A 12,956-nucleotide genomic window follows, 5' to 3' on the forward strand; every position below is an offset into this window, starting at 1 on the left:
CAAGGCGGCGCTCCGTTCCACGGGGACGGGCACCGGCGCGCGCTGAACGGGGCTCCGCGGGTGGCCGTCTCAGCCCAGCGGGGTGAGGAGGAAGCGGCCGACGACGCCGGTGCCGGTGTCCAGCCGCTGCCGGAACTCCTCGCGCGGTCCGTCCGCCCGGCGCAGCTCCCACAGGACACGGGCCGCCGCCCACGCCTCGTCCCGGGCCCGGGACGGGCGCCAGGCGCCGGTCAGGTGGGTGAGCGGGTCGGCCACGTCGAGGAGGTCCGGGCCGGGCATCAGGTCCTCCCGGATCCGTTCCTCCCGTACCGCGAGGAGGTCGTCCATCCGTTCGTGGTCGGCGCACGGTGTCCCGGGGGCGCGGCCCAGGGCGGCGCAGGTGTCCACGACGGCGAGCGGCAGGTCGTGCCCGATCTGGGCGTTGACCCCGGCGAGCGCGAACTGGACGGGCAGCACCCCGGGATGGTGGCGCTGCCGGAACAGGGGCCGCCAGCAGGCGGGCGGGCGCAGCCCGGCCGCGTCGGCCTCCACCGCGGCCAGATAGCGGCCGGCGAGGCGGGCGCCGAGCCCGGCGACGGCCCCGGGGTCGGTGAAGGAGCCGGTGACCAGCCGCCGCGTCAGCTCCTCCATGATCCGGAGGCAGCCGGCGTTGACCACGGCCACCCCGTCACACGGCCGGAGTTCCGAGGCCAGCGCCCGCATCCGGGCCACCGCCTCGCGCAGTCCGGCCGTGGCGGACGGCTCCGGCGGGGGCGAGGGCCCCCTGGGCGGCGCGACGGGTGCGGGGACCGCGGCCGGTGGGGGAGGGGCGGGGTTCCGTCCGGCCGGTGCCGCCGGTGCCGCGGTGGCCGTCGTGTGCTGCATGAGGGCACCGTGGCAGCTCCGCGCCCGGCTTGTCGCCCGGGACGGCCGGGGGTGACCGGAACGGACCAACGCCGGTGCGCCGGCGGCGCGACGTGGCGCGTCCGGAGGGCCGGGCCGGTCCGGGCGTTCCGGTACGACGAATTCCCGCGGCCCGGTCCCGGGAAGCGGGCCGGGGTGTCACCATGATCGGACCATGGTTCCCGGGAGGGTCACGCGCTCGGTGCGGACCGCCGTGTTCGCGGCGGTGTGCGTGCTGCTCGCGGCGGAGGGACACGCCGCGGTCTCCGGTCTGCCCGTGCCCGGCTGGGCGCTCGCCGCGGCGCTGTGCGCGACGGCCGCCGGGGTGTGGGGCCTGACCGGCCGGGAGCGGTCACCGTGGCTGGTCACCCCGGCCGCGCTCGCCGTCCAGGGCGTGCTCCACCTGCTGTTCGCCCGCGCCCAGCCGGCCCCCGGCAGACCGCCGGGCGGGCTGCCGTACGGGGCCGGGGCCGCGGTGCTGCACGGGGCCGCGGAGGACCGGCCGCACGCCCACGCGGGGCACGCGGCCCACCTCGCCCCCGCGGACTGGACGGCGCATGTCGTTCCGTCGTACGCGGGCGGGGGGCCGGCCGGGGGCGGGGGCGGCGGCATCGGGATGGGGCCCCTCTTCGAACAGGCGGGTGCCGGGCCCGTGATGGCCGCCGTCCACCTGGTGATCGCCCTGGTGGGCGCGGTGTGGCTGTCGGGCGGGGAACGGGCCCTCTTCCGGCTGCTGCGGGCGGCGTCCGCCCGGCTGGCCGCCCCGCTGGACCTCGTGGTCCGCGCCGTCCCGCTGCCCCGGCCGCCGCGCCGCGGCCCTCTCCCCGCGGTGCCGTGCGCGCCGCGGCCGTTCCCGCTCCTCCGCGTCCTCCCCACGCGCGGCCCGCCGCCGGTGCCCGCTGTCGCCTGACAGCACGGAGCCATCGGCCGGGGCGGGGTCCGGATCACGCCCCCGGCCGCCGTTCCCGCCGCCCGGCGCCGCAGTCACCGCGCCGCGCGGCGGACCACACCGGAGGACCGCGGACGATGAACGCTGCACGGAACGGTGGAGCCCGCAGACGGGCGGAACGAGCGGAGCAGCCGGAACACCACCGGCGCGCGGAGCAGGCGGCACGGCGGCGGGCCCGGCCCGGCCACCCCCCGCCCCGGAGCGGCGGGCCGGCCGAACGGGGCGCCCCGGCGGGCCTCGTGGCCCCGGCTGCCCCGGGCACCCCGCCGGAACTCGCCGGCCCCGGCGCCCCGGCCGGGGGCGGGATACCCGGCGCGGGCGCTGGAGCCGCTCCCGCGGGCCGTGGCGGCGCCCGCCCACCGGTCACCGGCACGGACCGGGACCGGAAGGACCGGGAGGTGACGGGCTGGGCCCTCGCGGCCGGGCACGGCGACCGCGGCGCGGCGGAGTCCTTCGTCCGCTCCACGCTGCCCGACGTCCGCCGCTACCTCGTCCGTCTCACCGGCGACCCGCAGGGGGCCGAGGACCTGGTCCAGGACACCTATCTGCGGGCCCTGCGCAGCCTCCCCGGGTTCCAGGGCCGTTCGCCGGCGCGCGGCTGGCTGCTCACCATCGCGCGGCGCGTGGTGGTGGACCGGATCAGGTCCGAGCGGGCCCGCCCCCGCCGGGCGCGGGTCGAGGACTGGCAGACCGTGGTGGAGGACGCCCAGCCGCGCGGCCTGCCGGGCTTCGACGAAGGTGTGGCGCTGGCGGAGCTGCTGGCGCGGCTTCCCGCGCTGCGGCGTGAGGTGTTCGTCCTCACCCAGCTCCTGGGGCTCCCCTACGCGGAGGCCGCCAGGATCGCCGGCTGCCCGGTCGGGACGGTCCGGTCCCGGGTGGCCCGCGCCCGGGAGACGCTGATCGCCCTGCTGGAGGACGCGGAGTCGGACGGTGCCGGGCGGCGGGAGCCGGGTTCCGCCCCGGCGGGCCTGCTGCCGGGGGGCGGGGCGCCCGGCCGGTTACCGGGTGCCCGGCCCGGGCTGTGAGGATGGGAGAGGTGCCCCCGCGCGGGACGCCGCCGCGCGGGGCGGGCCGCCTCCCGTACGAAGATTGAGGAGCTCGGGTGCCTGAGCAGGAACGGCGGGGCCTGGTGGAGCGGATGGACCACCACCAGGTGGCGATCTATCTCGCGGCGATGGCCGCGGGCGGGCTGGTGGGCGCCCTGGCCCCGGCGGCCGGGCCGGGGCTGGAGCACGCCATCAACCCGGTGCTGGGCGCGCTGCTGTTCGTCACCTTCCTCCAGGTCCCCGCCGCGGAGCTGGTCCGCTCCCTGCGCGACGGCCGGTTCCTCGCCGCGGCCCTGGTGGTGAACTTCGCCGTGGTGCCGCTGGTCGTCGCGGCGCTGTTCGCGTTCCTCCCGGCGGACCAGGCCGTCCGCGTGGGGGTGCTGCTGGTGCTGCTCTGCCCGTGCGTGGACTACGTGATCGTCTTCTCGGGGCTGGCCGGCGGCTCGGCCCGCCGTCTGCTGGCCGCCACGCCGCTGCTGCTCGTGGCGCAGATGCTGCTGCTGCCGGGATTCCTGTATCTCTTCCTGGGGCCCGGTCTGGCCGATGTGGTGGAGGTGGGCCCGTTCGTGGAGGCGTTCGTGGTCCTGATCGCCGTCCCGCTCGCGCTGGCGTGGGCGCTTCAGGCGTGGGCCGCGCTGCGCCCGGCGGGACGGCGGGTCTCCGCCGCGGCCGGTACGACGATGGTGCCGCTGATGGCCGCGGTGCTCCTGACCGTCGTCGCCTCCCAGCTTCCCAAGCTGGGCGACCGCCTCACCGATGTCGCGGCCGTGATCCCCGTCTATGTGGTGTTCCTCGTGGTCATGGCGTTCGCCGGGAAGGGGGTGGCCGCTCTGTTCCGCCTGGACGCCCCGGCGGGCCGCGCGGTGGTGTTCACGGGGGCGACCCGCAACTCCCTGGTGGTGCTGCCACTGGCGCTGGCCCTGCCCGACGCCTTCGCGGTGGCCGCGGCCGTCGTGGTCGCGCAGACCCTGGTGGAGGTGGTCGGCATGGTGGCCTGCGTCCGCCTCGTGCCCCGGCTGGTGCCGGAACGCGCGCCCGCGGCGGCCGGGACGGCCGCGCGCTGACCACCGGCGGTCAGGCGGCCGGGGCCGGGCCGGCGGACGGGCCCGTGGCGGGGGCCGGGCGCGGCGGCGGGGGAGCGGGCCGGCTCCGGCCGCCGCGCCCGGCCCGGTGCCGGGCACCGGCGTCAGCGGCCCAGGGGCTCGGCCTTGTCCCCGTCGTCCCGGTCGCCGTCGCCGTCCCCGTCGCCACCGTTGCCGTCGTCGTCCCCGTCCGGGCGGACGAGGGGCCGGACCGCGCCCGCCGCGGCCAGCGCGCGGTGCAGGGCCAGTTCGGCGGTCTCCCCGCCGGCCAGCACGATTCCGGTGCAGCCCCGCTGGTCCGTGAGGTGCGCCACCCGGTCGCCGGGGGCGAGCGTCGGGTACCAGGCGGGTTCGCCGGGGAAGGCGGCCAGGTGGTCCAGGCCGGACCAGCCGGTCAGGGTGCCGCGCCGGGCGGCGTAGACCAGGACGAACGCGGTGGCGGGCCCGGTGGCGCCCGGACCGTCGAGCAGCGCGGGGCGGCGGCCGAGCGCCGTGTCCACCAGTGCCTCGTACACGTTGACGCCCAGCGCGCGGCAGAGCGCTTCACCGACCAGCGCGCCGCCGATCCGCCGGTTGATCTCCACCAGTTCGGGCCCGCCGGTGGTGAGGACGAACTCCACGTGCCCGAAACCCTCGTGGTGCCCGGCGGTGTGCAGCACCCGCGCCACCCAGTCCTCGACGCGCCCGTGGAGGGCGGCCGGCAGCGCCACGGGGAAGGCGGCGGCCTCCTCGCGGACCAGGGGCTCCGGCGACAGCTGACGGCTGAGCACGCCGAGCAGCCGCGTGGTGCCCGCCCAGCTCAGGGTCTCCGCGCTGTAGACGGGGCCGGCGAAGAAGGGTTCGGCGAACAGCCGTCCGAGCAGCGGGCGTTCCGCGGCCTCGGCGAGCGCCCCGCGCAGGGCCTCCTCGTCGCGGACCGGCCAGACGTTACGGGAGGAGGTGCCCGCCGAGTCCTTGACCACGGCGGGCAGGCCGATCTCCCGGAGCACGCGCGCGGCGGCGTCCGGGTCGCCGGCGGCCACCGGCAGGGCGGGGCCCCGGCTGAGCCCCCGCTCGTGGAGGAGGGCGCGCACCCGGGACTTGTCGCGGAGCAGGCGGACGGACTCCGGGCTCGGTCCCGGCAGGCCCAGCGCGGCGGCGAGTTCGGCGGCGGGGACGCTCCAGGTGTCGGTGGAGTTGATCAGTCCGCGGAGGCCGGGCAGGCGGGCCAGGGCGGCGGCGCAGGCGTCCCGGTCGCCGGTGTCCACGTCGATGACGTCGAGGGCACCCGGGGCGATCCGGGCCAGTTCATGGCGGTACACCGCGCGGTCGCCGGTGAGGAGGGCGAGCCGGTGCCCGGCCCCGGCGGCGGCCTCCGCGAGCCGGTCCAGGCCGAAGGTGAGCGCTTCGAGCGCGGCGACGGTCACGGGCCGCCGCCCTTCCCCGTGGTCCGCGGGGCGGCGGTCGCCGGGCGCGGGGCGGGCGCGACCAGCGGAGGCCCGGCCCCCTCGGCCGCGGCCGGCCCGCCGCCACCGCCGCCAGGTCCGCCCCGTCCGCCCGCGCCGGTCTCGTACGGGCGGCGGTTCCAGTCCAGGACGGACCAGGGCGGGGCGAGTTCGGCGAGCGAGCCGATCCGGCGCGGCGCGAGACGGCCGGGGTCGGCCGCCTCCCGGTGGCGGGCGAACACCCGTTCGGTGTAGCGGTGACCGGTGTCCGCGCCGATCACCAGGTGGGTGCGGCCGGGGTCACGGGCCGCCTCCCAGGCGCCGGCGAGGTATGCCGCGCCCGTGGAGAGCCCGGCGAAGACGGCGTGGTCGCGCAGGAGCGCGACGGCGCCGGCCATGGCGTGCCGGAAGTCCAGCCAGTGCACCCGGTCGTACAGCTCGTGCCGGACGTTGTCGAACGGGATGGAGCTGCCGATGCCCGCGATGATGGCCTCCGGGTCGCTGAACCCCTCACTGCCGAAGGTGACGCTGCCGAAGGGCTGGAGCCCCACCAGCCGCACGTCCCGGCCGCGCCGGCGCAGCGGCAGGACGAGCCCGGCGGTGGAGGCTCCGGTGCCGACGGCGGCGACCACCCCGAGCGGCACGCCGGGCAGGGCCCGGTCGACCAGATCGGCGAACTCCCGGTAGCCGGCGTAGTGGACGGCATCGTGGTACTGGCGCATCCAGTGCATCCCCGGGCGGTCCGCGAGGAGCCGGCGCACCCGGCCGACCCGGCGCTCCTGGTCCAGCCGGAGGCTCCGGGAGGGCGGCATCTGGTCGACGGTGGCGCCGAGCACCTCCAACTGGGCGCGGAGCGCCGCGTCCACGGTGGTGGAGGCGACGATGTGGCAGCCCAGCCCGTAACGGTGGCATGCCATGGCCAGCGCCAGCGCGTAGATGCCGCTGGAGCTGTCGACGAGGGTCTGGCCGGGGCGTACCGTGCCGCGCTCCAGCAGGGTGCGGACGGCGCCCAGCGCCGCGTAGACCTTCAGCGTCTCGAAGCGGGCGAGCACGGTCGTGCCGGTCAGGCGCAGCAGGTCGGGGGCTTTGATCGCGTCGGTGACGTGGTCGTGGACGACCGGCTCCGGGAGCGGCGGCGCGGTGCGCACCGCGGTCACCGCGGGGGCGCGGGGTCGGTGGCGGGCGGCGTGATCGGGAAAGCCGGGGGCGGCGGGGGCGGTCGGAGCATGGTGGGGGGTCCTTCCGGAGGGGCGCACCGGGCGGCGTGCGCCGGAGGGGGTGGAGGGCGGCACGGTGGTGCGGGGGGCCGCGCGGCCCCGGAGGGGGGCGCGGGCGGGGCCTCGGCCGGATCAGGGGGGCGAGGGCGCGGGCCCGCCGGGCCGGGTGCCCTGGACGACGAGCCGGCGGGAGTGCTGGTCGTAGGGGGCGCCGTCGAAGCCGCCGTAGCAGGTCACCGCGGTGAAGCCGGCGGTCTCCAGCAGCGCGCGCAGCTCGGCCGCGCTGTAGAGGAAGCAGGTGATGGACGCCTCGCGGGCGGTGGTGCCGCGCACGAGGGTCCAGTCGGTGCGCAGCCGGGTCCAGTCGTCCAGCACGGTGTCGCGCTGGACGACGTAGCCGCCGTCGCCGAGGTCGGCCAGTTGCGGCCGGCCGATCCAGCCGGCCAGCACTTCCTTGCCCATGACGTCGACGAGGAGCCGGCCGCCGGGGGCGAGCGACGCGTAGGCGTTCCGCAGCACCCGCAGGTTGTCCTCCGGGTCGTCGAAGTAGCCGAACGAGGTGTAGAGGTTGAGCACCACGTCGTACCGCCCGGGCTCGACGTGCTCCAGCATGTCGGCCCGTACCAGCCGGGCCCCGGCGCCCGCGGCGGCCAGGGCGGCGCGGGCCCGGCCGAGCATCGCCGCGCTGAGGTCGACGCCGGTGACGTCGTGGCCGCGGGCCGCCAGCGGCACCAGGAACAGGCCGGGACCGCAGCACAGGTCCAGCACGCGGGAGCCGGGCGGGAAGGCGAGCAGCGGTGAAGCGGCGACGGTGCGGGCGGCCTCCGCGCGCCGGCGTTCGGAGAACAGCGTCCCGGAGAACTCCGTCCACAACTCCTCGTCCTCGTACCAGCGCATGGCGGTGGCCAACCTCCTCCGTGGGGGCACGGCCGCGGGCGGTGTCCCGCGGGCCGCGGTGCGGTGGGGCCCACACCTCCAGGGTCGGACGCGGAGTGCCGTGAGTTCCCGGCGCGTTGGGGAGCCGGCCGGGCCCGGGCTCAGCCCGGCGTCGTCCCGTCGCTGTCCCGGGGGGCCGGGGCGCCCGGAACGTCCCCGGACGGCCGGTCCTCGCCGGCCGGGTCCCCGGCTCCGGTGCCGGCGGCGGCAGAACCGGCAGAACCAGAGGTGTCAGAGGTGGCAGAACCGGCAGAGGCGGCGGGGACGGGGGAGGGGCCGGCGGGGGTGTCCGTCGCGCCGGGGCCGCCGGCGGGGCCACGGGTGTCGTCGTAGGAGGTGTCGTAGGAGGTGGTGCCCTCGTCCAGCAGGGGCTCCTCCGTCTTCATGTGCGCGGGGGCCAGGGCGCGCAGCAGGTGGTAGCCGCTGAGCACCACGATGCTGCCGAGCGCGATGCCGTTCAGCTCGAAGGTGTCGGTGATCCGCAGGCTGACCCCGCCCACTCCGATGATCACGCCCGCCGCGACCGGCACCAGGTTCAGCGGGTTGCGCAGGTCCACCCGGTTGTGCACCCAGATCTGCGCCCCGAGCAGGCCGATCATGCCGTAGAGGATGACGGTGATGCCGCCCAGTACCCCGCCGGGCACCGCGGCCACCACCGCGCCGAACTTCGGGCAGAGGCCGAACAGCAGCGCGAAGGAGGCCGCCGCCCAGTAGGCGGCGGTGGAGTAGACCCGGGTGGCCGCCATCACGCCGATGTTCTCCGCGTAGGTGGTGGTGGCCGGGCCGCCGACGGCGGTGGAGAGCACGCTGCCCGCGCCGTCGGCCGCGATGGCGGTGCCCATCTCCTCGTCCAGCGGGTCGCCGGTCATCTCGCCGACCGCCTTCACATGGCCGGCGTTCTCCGCGATCAGGGCGATCACCACGGGCAGGGCCACGAGGATCGCCGACGCCTCGAACGCCGGGGCGTGGAACGACGGCAGGCCTATCCAGTCCGCCTCGGCGACGGCGGACAGGTCCAGCCGCCAGTGGTCGACCGCCTCCGCGCCGCCCTGCACCGAGTGGATCCGGCCGAGGGCGAGGTCGGACAGCCAGGAGACCCCGTACCCGAACGCCAGCCCGAGGAAGATCGCGATCCGCGCCCAGAAGCCCCGCAGCACCACCACGGCCGCGCCGGTGAACAGCATGGTCAGCAGGGCGGTCCACTGGTCCTGCGGCCAGTACGTGGCGGCCGTGACGGGGGCCAGGTTGAAGCCGATCATCATGACCACGGCACCGGTGACCACCGGCGGCATCACCGTGTGGATGATCCGCGCCCCGAACTTCCGCACCACCAGGCCGCTGAGGAGGAGTACCACGCCCACCACGAGGATCGCGCCGGTGACCGTCGCGGCGCCGCCGCCCTGCGCCTTGATCGCGGCCGCGACCCCCACGAAGGAGAGACTGCACCCCAGGTAGCTGGGGACCCGGCCGCGCGTCGCCAGCAGGAAGAGCATGGTGGCGAAGCCGGACATCATGATGGCCAGATTCGGGTCCAGGCCCATGAGGACGGGGGCGACGAAGCTCGCCCCGAACATCGCCACCACGTGCTGCGCGCCGAGTCCCAGGGTGCGCGGCCAGGAGAGCCGTTCATCGGGCCTGACCACGGCCCCGGGAGCGGGAACCCGCCCGTCGCCGTGCAGTTTCCAGCCCACGCCGAGGCCCATGACCACTCCGTTCCTGCCGCCCGCCGCCGTCGTCCGGCGATGAAATCCCGCCAATGCTAAGGCAGCCCGTGACCCCGTCCGCCCTGTTCACCTGGGCGTTACACGCCGCGGCCGGCCGCCGGGTGGCCGGGAGCCAGATGCCCGGTGGCCCGTGGCCGGTGGGTTGTGGTCCCTGGCCGGGTGGACGGCCCCGGGCCCCGGGCCCCGGGTTTGGATGTGGGTGCGGGTGCGAAGCCGCGGCGCCCGGCGCACCCTGGGGGCATGGAACGCTTGGAACCCGTGGACGGCCATCCACCGGTGCTCGTGCACCCGCCGGACGGCCGGGGCCGCCGGGTCGAGATCCGCGGCCAGCGCGCCGGAACCGCCGCCGACCCCCGTGACCTGCTGGAATTCCTCCGCCGCGCCGGTCTGGACCCCGATCAGGTGCGTCTGGACGACCCCACGCTCATCGAGTGGCGCGGCGGCGGCCCGCAGGACTGGCCGGGAGAGTTCTGACCGGGACCGGCGCGGCACCGCCGGGGCGAGTTCCGCCGGCGCCCGCCGCCCGGAACCGGCGCCGCCCGGCGGGGCACCGGGCCGGCCGGTGAGCGCTCCCGGCAGGCAGCGGATTCCGTGGCCCGCCCGGCGCCCGGGACCCCATGACGCCACCCCGGTGCGGCGGTCCCGGTGAGGGGTGGTTCACCGGTGAGCCCTGTGGCGCGTGTGAGCCAGTCCACAAAACCTGCCCGGGACGGGGACGTTCTCCCGTGGCAGACTGGACGGGTACCAGTGACGTCAGCGCACTCCGGGGTCGGTGTAAGTCCGAACCGGCGGTTACAGTCCGCGACCCGGCCACGTCCAGTGGCCGGTTGACCAGGTGAAATTCCTGGACCGACGGTGAAAGTCCGGATGGGAGGCAGTGCGCGGCGGTCGAGCACCGGTGCGCCGCCGTCCGGCGGTACGGCCGTTCCTCCCGGGAGCGGGCCGTACATCCGAACCCGTCGCCCCGTGCGCCCGTCCGTATCCGTCGTTCCCGACGGCCCCGGAGTCCGTGCCGCAGCAGGCAGGAGGACCCGGTGGCCCCCGAGGAGCCCACCCCGGCCGAGACCCGGGCGATGCGCCGCGCCGTGGCGCTCGCCGCCCGAGGAGCCGGTGAGACCAGCCCGAACCCGGTCGTCGGCTGTGTGATCCTCAACGCCGCGGGAGAGCCCGTGGGCGAGGGGTACCACCAGCGGGCCGGCGGTCCGCACGCGGAGATCCACGCCCTGCGCGCGGCGGGCGAGCACGCCCGCGGCGGGACCGCTCTGGTCACTCTGGAACCCTGTGACCACACCGGCCGCACCGGCCCGTGCAGCCGCGCCCTGATCGACGCCGGGATCGCCCGGGTCCGCTACGCCGTCGCCGACCCGCACGCTGCCGCCGCGGGCGGCGCCGCGACCCTGGCCGCCGCCGGTGTGGACGTCGCGGGCGGGCTGCTGGCCGCCGAGGCCGCAGAGGTCAACCGGGCCTGGCTCACCTCCGTCCGCCACGGGCGCCCCTTCGTCCGCTGGAAGTTCGCCGCGACGCTGGACGGCCGCACCGCCGCCGCCGACGGCAGCAGCCGCTGGATCACCTCGCCCGCCGCCCGGGCCGACGTGCACCGGCTGCGCGCCGCGGCGGACGCCGTCGTCGTCGGCTCCGGCACCGCCCGCGCCGACGACCCCCACCTGGCCGCGCGGCTGCCGGACCCCGCCGCGTCCGGCTCCGCGGTCCGGCAGCCGCTGCGGGTCGTCCTGGACACCGGGGCCACCGCCGTGAAGCCCGGCGCCCGGGTGCTGGACGGTGCCGCGCCCACCCTCATCGCGGTCGCCGAGGACGCCGGCACGGCCCACCTCGCCGGCCGCACCGGTGACGGCACGGTCTCCGTGGTCCGGCTGCCGCGCGCCCCCGGCGGCCAGGGCCTGTCCGTCCCCGCGCTGCTGGAGGCCCTGTACGCGCGTGATGTGCGCTCGGTGCTGCTGGAGGGCGGCGCGCGGCTGGCCGGATCGTTCGTCGCCGCCGGCGCGGTGGACGAGGTCACGGCCTACCTGGCGCCCGCGCTGCTCGGCGCCGGGCCCGCCGCGCTCGCCGGCGGCGGAATCGGCACCATCGCCGAGGCGTTGCGGCTGGAGGTGACCGCCGTGGACCGGATCGGCCCGGATCTGCGGATCACCGCCGCCGTCCCCGGCCCGCCCCCCGCCATCCGTACCCCATCCGTCACCGCTCCCGACGCTCCGGAGGAGAACTGACGTGTTCACAGGAATCGTCGAAGAACTGGGTGAGGTCACCGCCGTCGAGGACCTCGGCGACAGCTCCCGCCTGCGGCTGCGGGGACCGCTGGTCACCGAGGGCGTCCGGCACGGGGACTCGATCGCCGTCAACGGCGTCTGCCTGACCGTGGCCGGCAGCGGCGGCGGCGCGTTCACCGCCGACGTGATGGCCGAGACGCTGCACCGCTCCAGCCTCGGGGCCCTGGTCCCCGGCAGCCGCGTCAACCTCGAACGCGCCATGGCCCTCGGCGGCCGGCTCGGCGGGCACCTGGTGCAGGGGCACGTCGACGGGACCGGCACCGTCACCGAACGCATCCCCGGGGAGCACTGGGAGGTCGTGCGGATCTCCCTCCCGCCGCGCCTCGCCCGCTACGTCGTGGAGAAGGGCTCCATCACCGTCGACGGGGTCAGCCTCACCGTCGTCGAGGCGGGGGAGGAGCACTTCGCCGTCAGTCTCGTCCCGACCACCCTCGAACTGACCACCCTGGGGCGCAAGCAGCCCGGGGAACCGGTCAACCTGGAGGTGGACGTGCTCGCCAAGTACGTGGAGCGGCTGCTCGCCTCGGGCGTCGTCCCGGCCGGCGGGCTCGGGGGAGCGGCGGGCGCCGCCGCTGCCGTGGCCGCCGGGGAGACCGTGGCCGCCGAGGGTTCCGGGCCTTCCGGACGCTCCGGTGACGCCCCCTCCGCCGCGGCCGTCACCGGGGAGGTCTCCGCATGACCGCCGGCTGGTTCGACTGGCTGAACGGCACCGCGTTCACGGTACTCGACCAGCCCGTGAAGTGGTCCGACATGACGGGCAACCTGCTCGGTCTGGCCGCGCTCGCCCTCGGCTGGCGCCGCTCCCTGCTGACCTGGCCCGTCCAGCTCCTCTCCGGCCTCGTGCTCGTCGCCGCCTACGCCTCCGCGCAGCTCGGCGGCGGCGTGGGCAAGCAGTTGCTGGTCATCGGGGTCGCCGTCTGGGGCTGGCGGCAGTGGCGGCGGGGCAGCCGGGGCACGGCGGACGGCACCGTCGCCGTGCGTTTCGCCACCGGCCGGGAACGCGCGCTGCTGGCCGCGGGCACGCTGCTCGGGACGCTCGCCGTCGGCGGGCTGTTCACGGCCGTGCCCTCCCTCTCCTGGAACCCCTGGCCGGACGCCTACATCTTCACCGGCACCCTGGCCGCGATGGTCGCCCAGGCCCGCGGGCTGGTCGAGTTCTGGTTCGCGTGGATGCTCGTCGACGTCGTCGGCGTGCCGCTCGCCTTCGCCAGCGGCCTGCCCTTCTCCGGCCTCGTCTACCTCGTCTACTTCGTGCTCGTCCTGTGGGGCCTGCGCGCCTGGTGGCTGCGGACCCGCACGGAACAGCACGGGCCCGCCGTCCCCCCGGCCGGGGCCCGGCCGCCGGCCGCGACGAGGACCGCCCCATGATCCCCCGCGCACGGACCGCCCCCGCCACCCGGACCGCCCCCGG

Annotated in this window: 12 protein-coding genes and 1 riboswitch; of the genes, 7 read left to right on the forward strand and 5 right to left on the reverse strand. The window is 77.1% G+C overall.

Annotated features, from left to right (window positions below; translation table 11 throughout):
• Positions 1-69: 69 nt before the first annotated feature.
• Complete coding sequence (locus HCK00_RS21775; protein WP_240965974.1) at positions 70-864, reverse strand: DUF5995 family protein; 795 nt, start codon at positions 862-864, stop codon at positions 70-72.
• A gap of 193 nt (positions 865-1,057) precedes the next feature.
• On the opposite strand from HCK00_RS21775, the gene HCK00_RS21785 reads away from it, so the two are divergent.
• The 3 genes from HCK00_RS21785 to HCK00_RS21795 all read left to right on the forward strand — a co-directional run bounded on the left by HCK00_RS21785 (position 1,058) and on the right by HCK00_RS21795 (position 3,941).
• Positions 1,058-1,792 (forward strand): hypothetical protein, encoded by a 735-nt coding sequence (locus HCK00_RS21785; protein WP_168103722.1) that lies wholly within the window; start codon positions 1,058-1,060, stop codon positions 1,790-1,792.
• A gap of 437 nt (positions 1,793-2,229) precedes the next feature.
• Positions 2,230-2,856, forward strand: a complete 627-nt coding sequence (locus HCK00_RS21790; RefSeq protein ID WP_311765425.1) for a sigma-70 family RNA polymerase sigma factor — start codon at positions 2,230-2,232, stop codon at positions 2,854-2,856.
• Positions 2,857-2,969: 113 nt separating this feature from the next.
• Complete coding sequence (locus HCK00_RS21795; RefSeq protein ID WP_168103795.1) at positions 2,970-3,941, forward strand: arsenic resistance protein; 972 nt, start codon at positions 2,970-2,972, stop codon at positions 3,939-3,941.
• Positions 3,942-4,063: 122 nt separating this feature from the next.
• Here the strand turns inward: HCK00_RS21795 and HCK00_RS21800 are convergent, their stop codons facing one another.
• From HCK00_RS21800 to HCK00_RS21815, 4 genes are all read right to left on the reverse strand, one after another.
• Positions 4,064-5,365 (reverse strand): ATP-grasp domain-containing protein, encoded by a 1,302-nt coding sequence (locus HCK00_RS21800; protein ID WP_168103724.1) that lies wholly within the window; start codon positions 5,363-5,365, stop codon positions 4,064-4,066.
• Positions 5,362-6,540 carry a pyridoxal-phosphate dependent enzyme gene (locus HCK00_RS21805; RefSeq protein WP_168103725.1) on the reverse strand — a complete coding sequence of 393 codons (1,179 nt, stop codon included), beginning with the start codon at positions 6,538-6,540 and terminating at the stop codon, positions 5,362-5,364. Before HCK00_RS21805 ends, HCK00_RS21800 begins: the two co-directional genes overlap by 4 nt.
• Before the next feature lie 192 nt (positions 6,541-6,732).
• Positions 6,733-7,497, reverse strand: coding sequence for a class I SAM-dependent methyltransferase (locus HCK00_RS21810; protein WP_168103726.1), 765 nt, complete (start codon positions 7,495-7,497; stop codon positions 6,733-6,735).
• A gap of 140 nt (positions 7,498-7,637) precedes the next feature.
• Positions 7,638-9,239 (reverse strand): uracil-xanthine permease family protein, encoded by a 1,602-nt coding sequence (locus HCK00_RS21815; protein ID WP_168103727.1) that lies wholly within the window; start codon positions 9,237-9,239, stop codon positions 7,638-7,640.
• A 261-nt stretch (positions 9,240-9,500) separates the two neighbouring features.
• On the opposite strand from HCK00_RS21815, the gene HCK00_RS21820 reads away from it, so the two are divergent.
• The 4 genes from HCK00_RS21820 to HCK00_RS21835 all read left to right on the forward strand — a co-directional run bounded on the left by HCK00_RS21820 (position 9,501) and on the right by HCK00_RS21835 (position 12,913).
• Entirely contained in the window at positions 9,501-9,734 is a 234-nt protein-coding gene (locus HCK00_RS21820) for a hypothetical protein (protein ID WP_206320721.1), read from the forward strand.
• A 280-nt stretch (positions 9,735-10,014) separates the two neighbouring features.
• A riboswitch (FMN riboswitch) is annotated at positions 10,015-10,145 on the forward strand.
• A gap of 188 nt (positions 10,146-10,333) precedes the next feature.
• A complete protein-coding gene (ribD, locus tag HCK00_RS21825; RefSeq protein ID WP_168103797.1) occupies positions 10,334-11,485 on the forward strand; it encodes a bifunctional diaminohydroxyphosphoribosylaminopyrimidine deaminase/5-amino-6-(5-phosphoribosylamino)uracil reductase RibD in 1,152 nt (383 codons plus the stop codon).
• Between the two features lies 1 nt (position 11,486).
• On the forward strand, positions 11,487-12,224 hold the full coding sequence (locus HCK00_RS21830; RefSeq protein ID WP_168103728.1) for a riboflavin synthase: 738 nt from the start codon (positions 11,487-11,489) through the stop codon (positions 12,222-12,224).
• A complete protein-coding gene (locus HCK00_RS21835) occupies positions 12,221-12,913 on the forward strand; it encodes a nicotinamide mononucleotide transporter family protein (RefSeq protein WP_168103729.1) in 693 nt (230 codons plus the stop codon). The genes HCK00_RS21830 and HCK00_RS21835 overlap by 4 nt, the downstream gene beginning before the upstream one ends.
• Positions 12,914-12,956 lie beyond the last annotated feature (43 nt).

It is taken from the genome of Streptomyces zingiberis (genome assembly GCF_012034935.1).
Classification (GTDB): Bacteria; Actinomycetota; Actinomycetes; order Streptomycetales; family Streptomycetaceae; genus Streptomyces; species Streptomyces zingiberis.

What these genes read in the sequence shown, in the direction of transcription:
- HCK00_RS21835 (WP_168103729.1), top strand. Translation starts at nt 12,221, where the DNA reads ATGACCGCCGGCTGGTTCGACTGGCTGAACGGCACCGCGTTCACGGTA.
- HCK00_RS21775 (WP_240965974.1), bottom strand. Translation starts at nt 864, where the DNA reads ATGCAGCACACGACGGCCACCGCGGCACCGGCGGCACCGGCCGGACGG.
- HCK00_RS21820 (WP_206320721.1), top strand. Translation starts at nt 9,501, where the DNA reads ATGGAACGCTTGGAACCCGTGGACGGCCATCCACCGGTGCTCGTGCAC.
- HCK00_RS21795 (WP_168103795.1), top strand. Translation starts at nt 2,970, where the DNA reads ATGGACCACCACCAGGTGGCGATCTATCTCGCGGCGATGGCCGCGGGC.
- ribD (WP_168103797.1), top strand. Translation starts at nt 10,334, where the DNA reads ATGCGCCGCGCCGTGGCGCTCGCCGCCCGAGGAGCCGGTGAGACCAGC.
- HCK00_RS21785 (WP_168103722.1), top strand. Translation starts at nt 1,058, where the DNA reads ATGGTTCCCGGGAGGGTCACGCGCTCGGTGCGGACCGCCGTGTTCGCG.
- HCK00_RS21810 (WP_168103726.1), bottom strand. Translation starts at nt 7,497, where the DNA reads ATGCGCTGGTACGAGGACGAGGAGTTGTGGACGGAGTTCTCCGGGACG.
- HCK00_RS21815 (WP_168103727.1), bottom strand. Translation starts at nt 9,239, where the DNA reads ATGGGCCTCGGCGTGGGCTGGAAACTGCACGGCGACGGGCGGGTTCCC.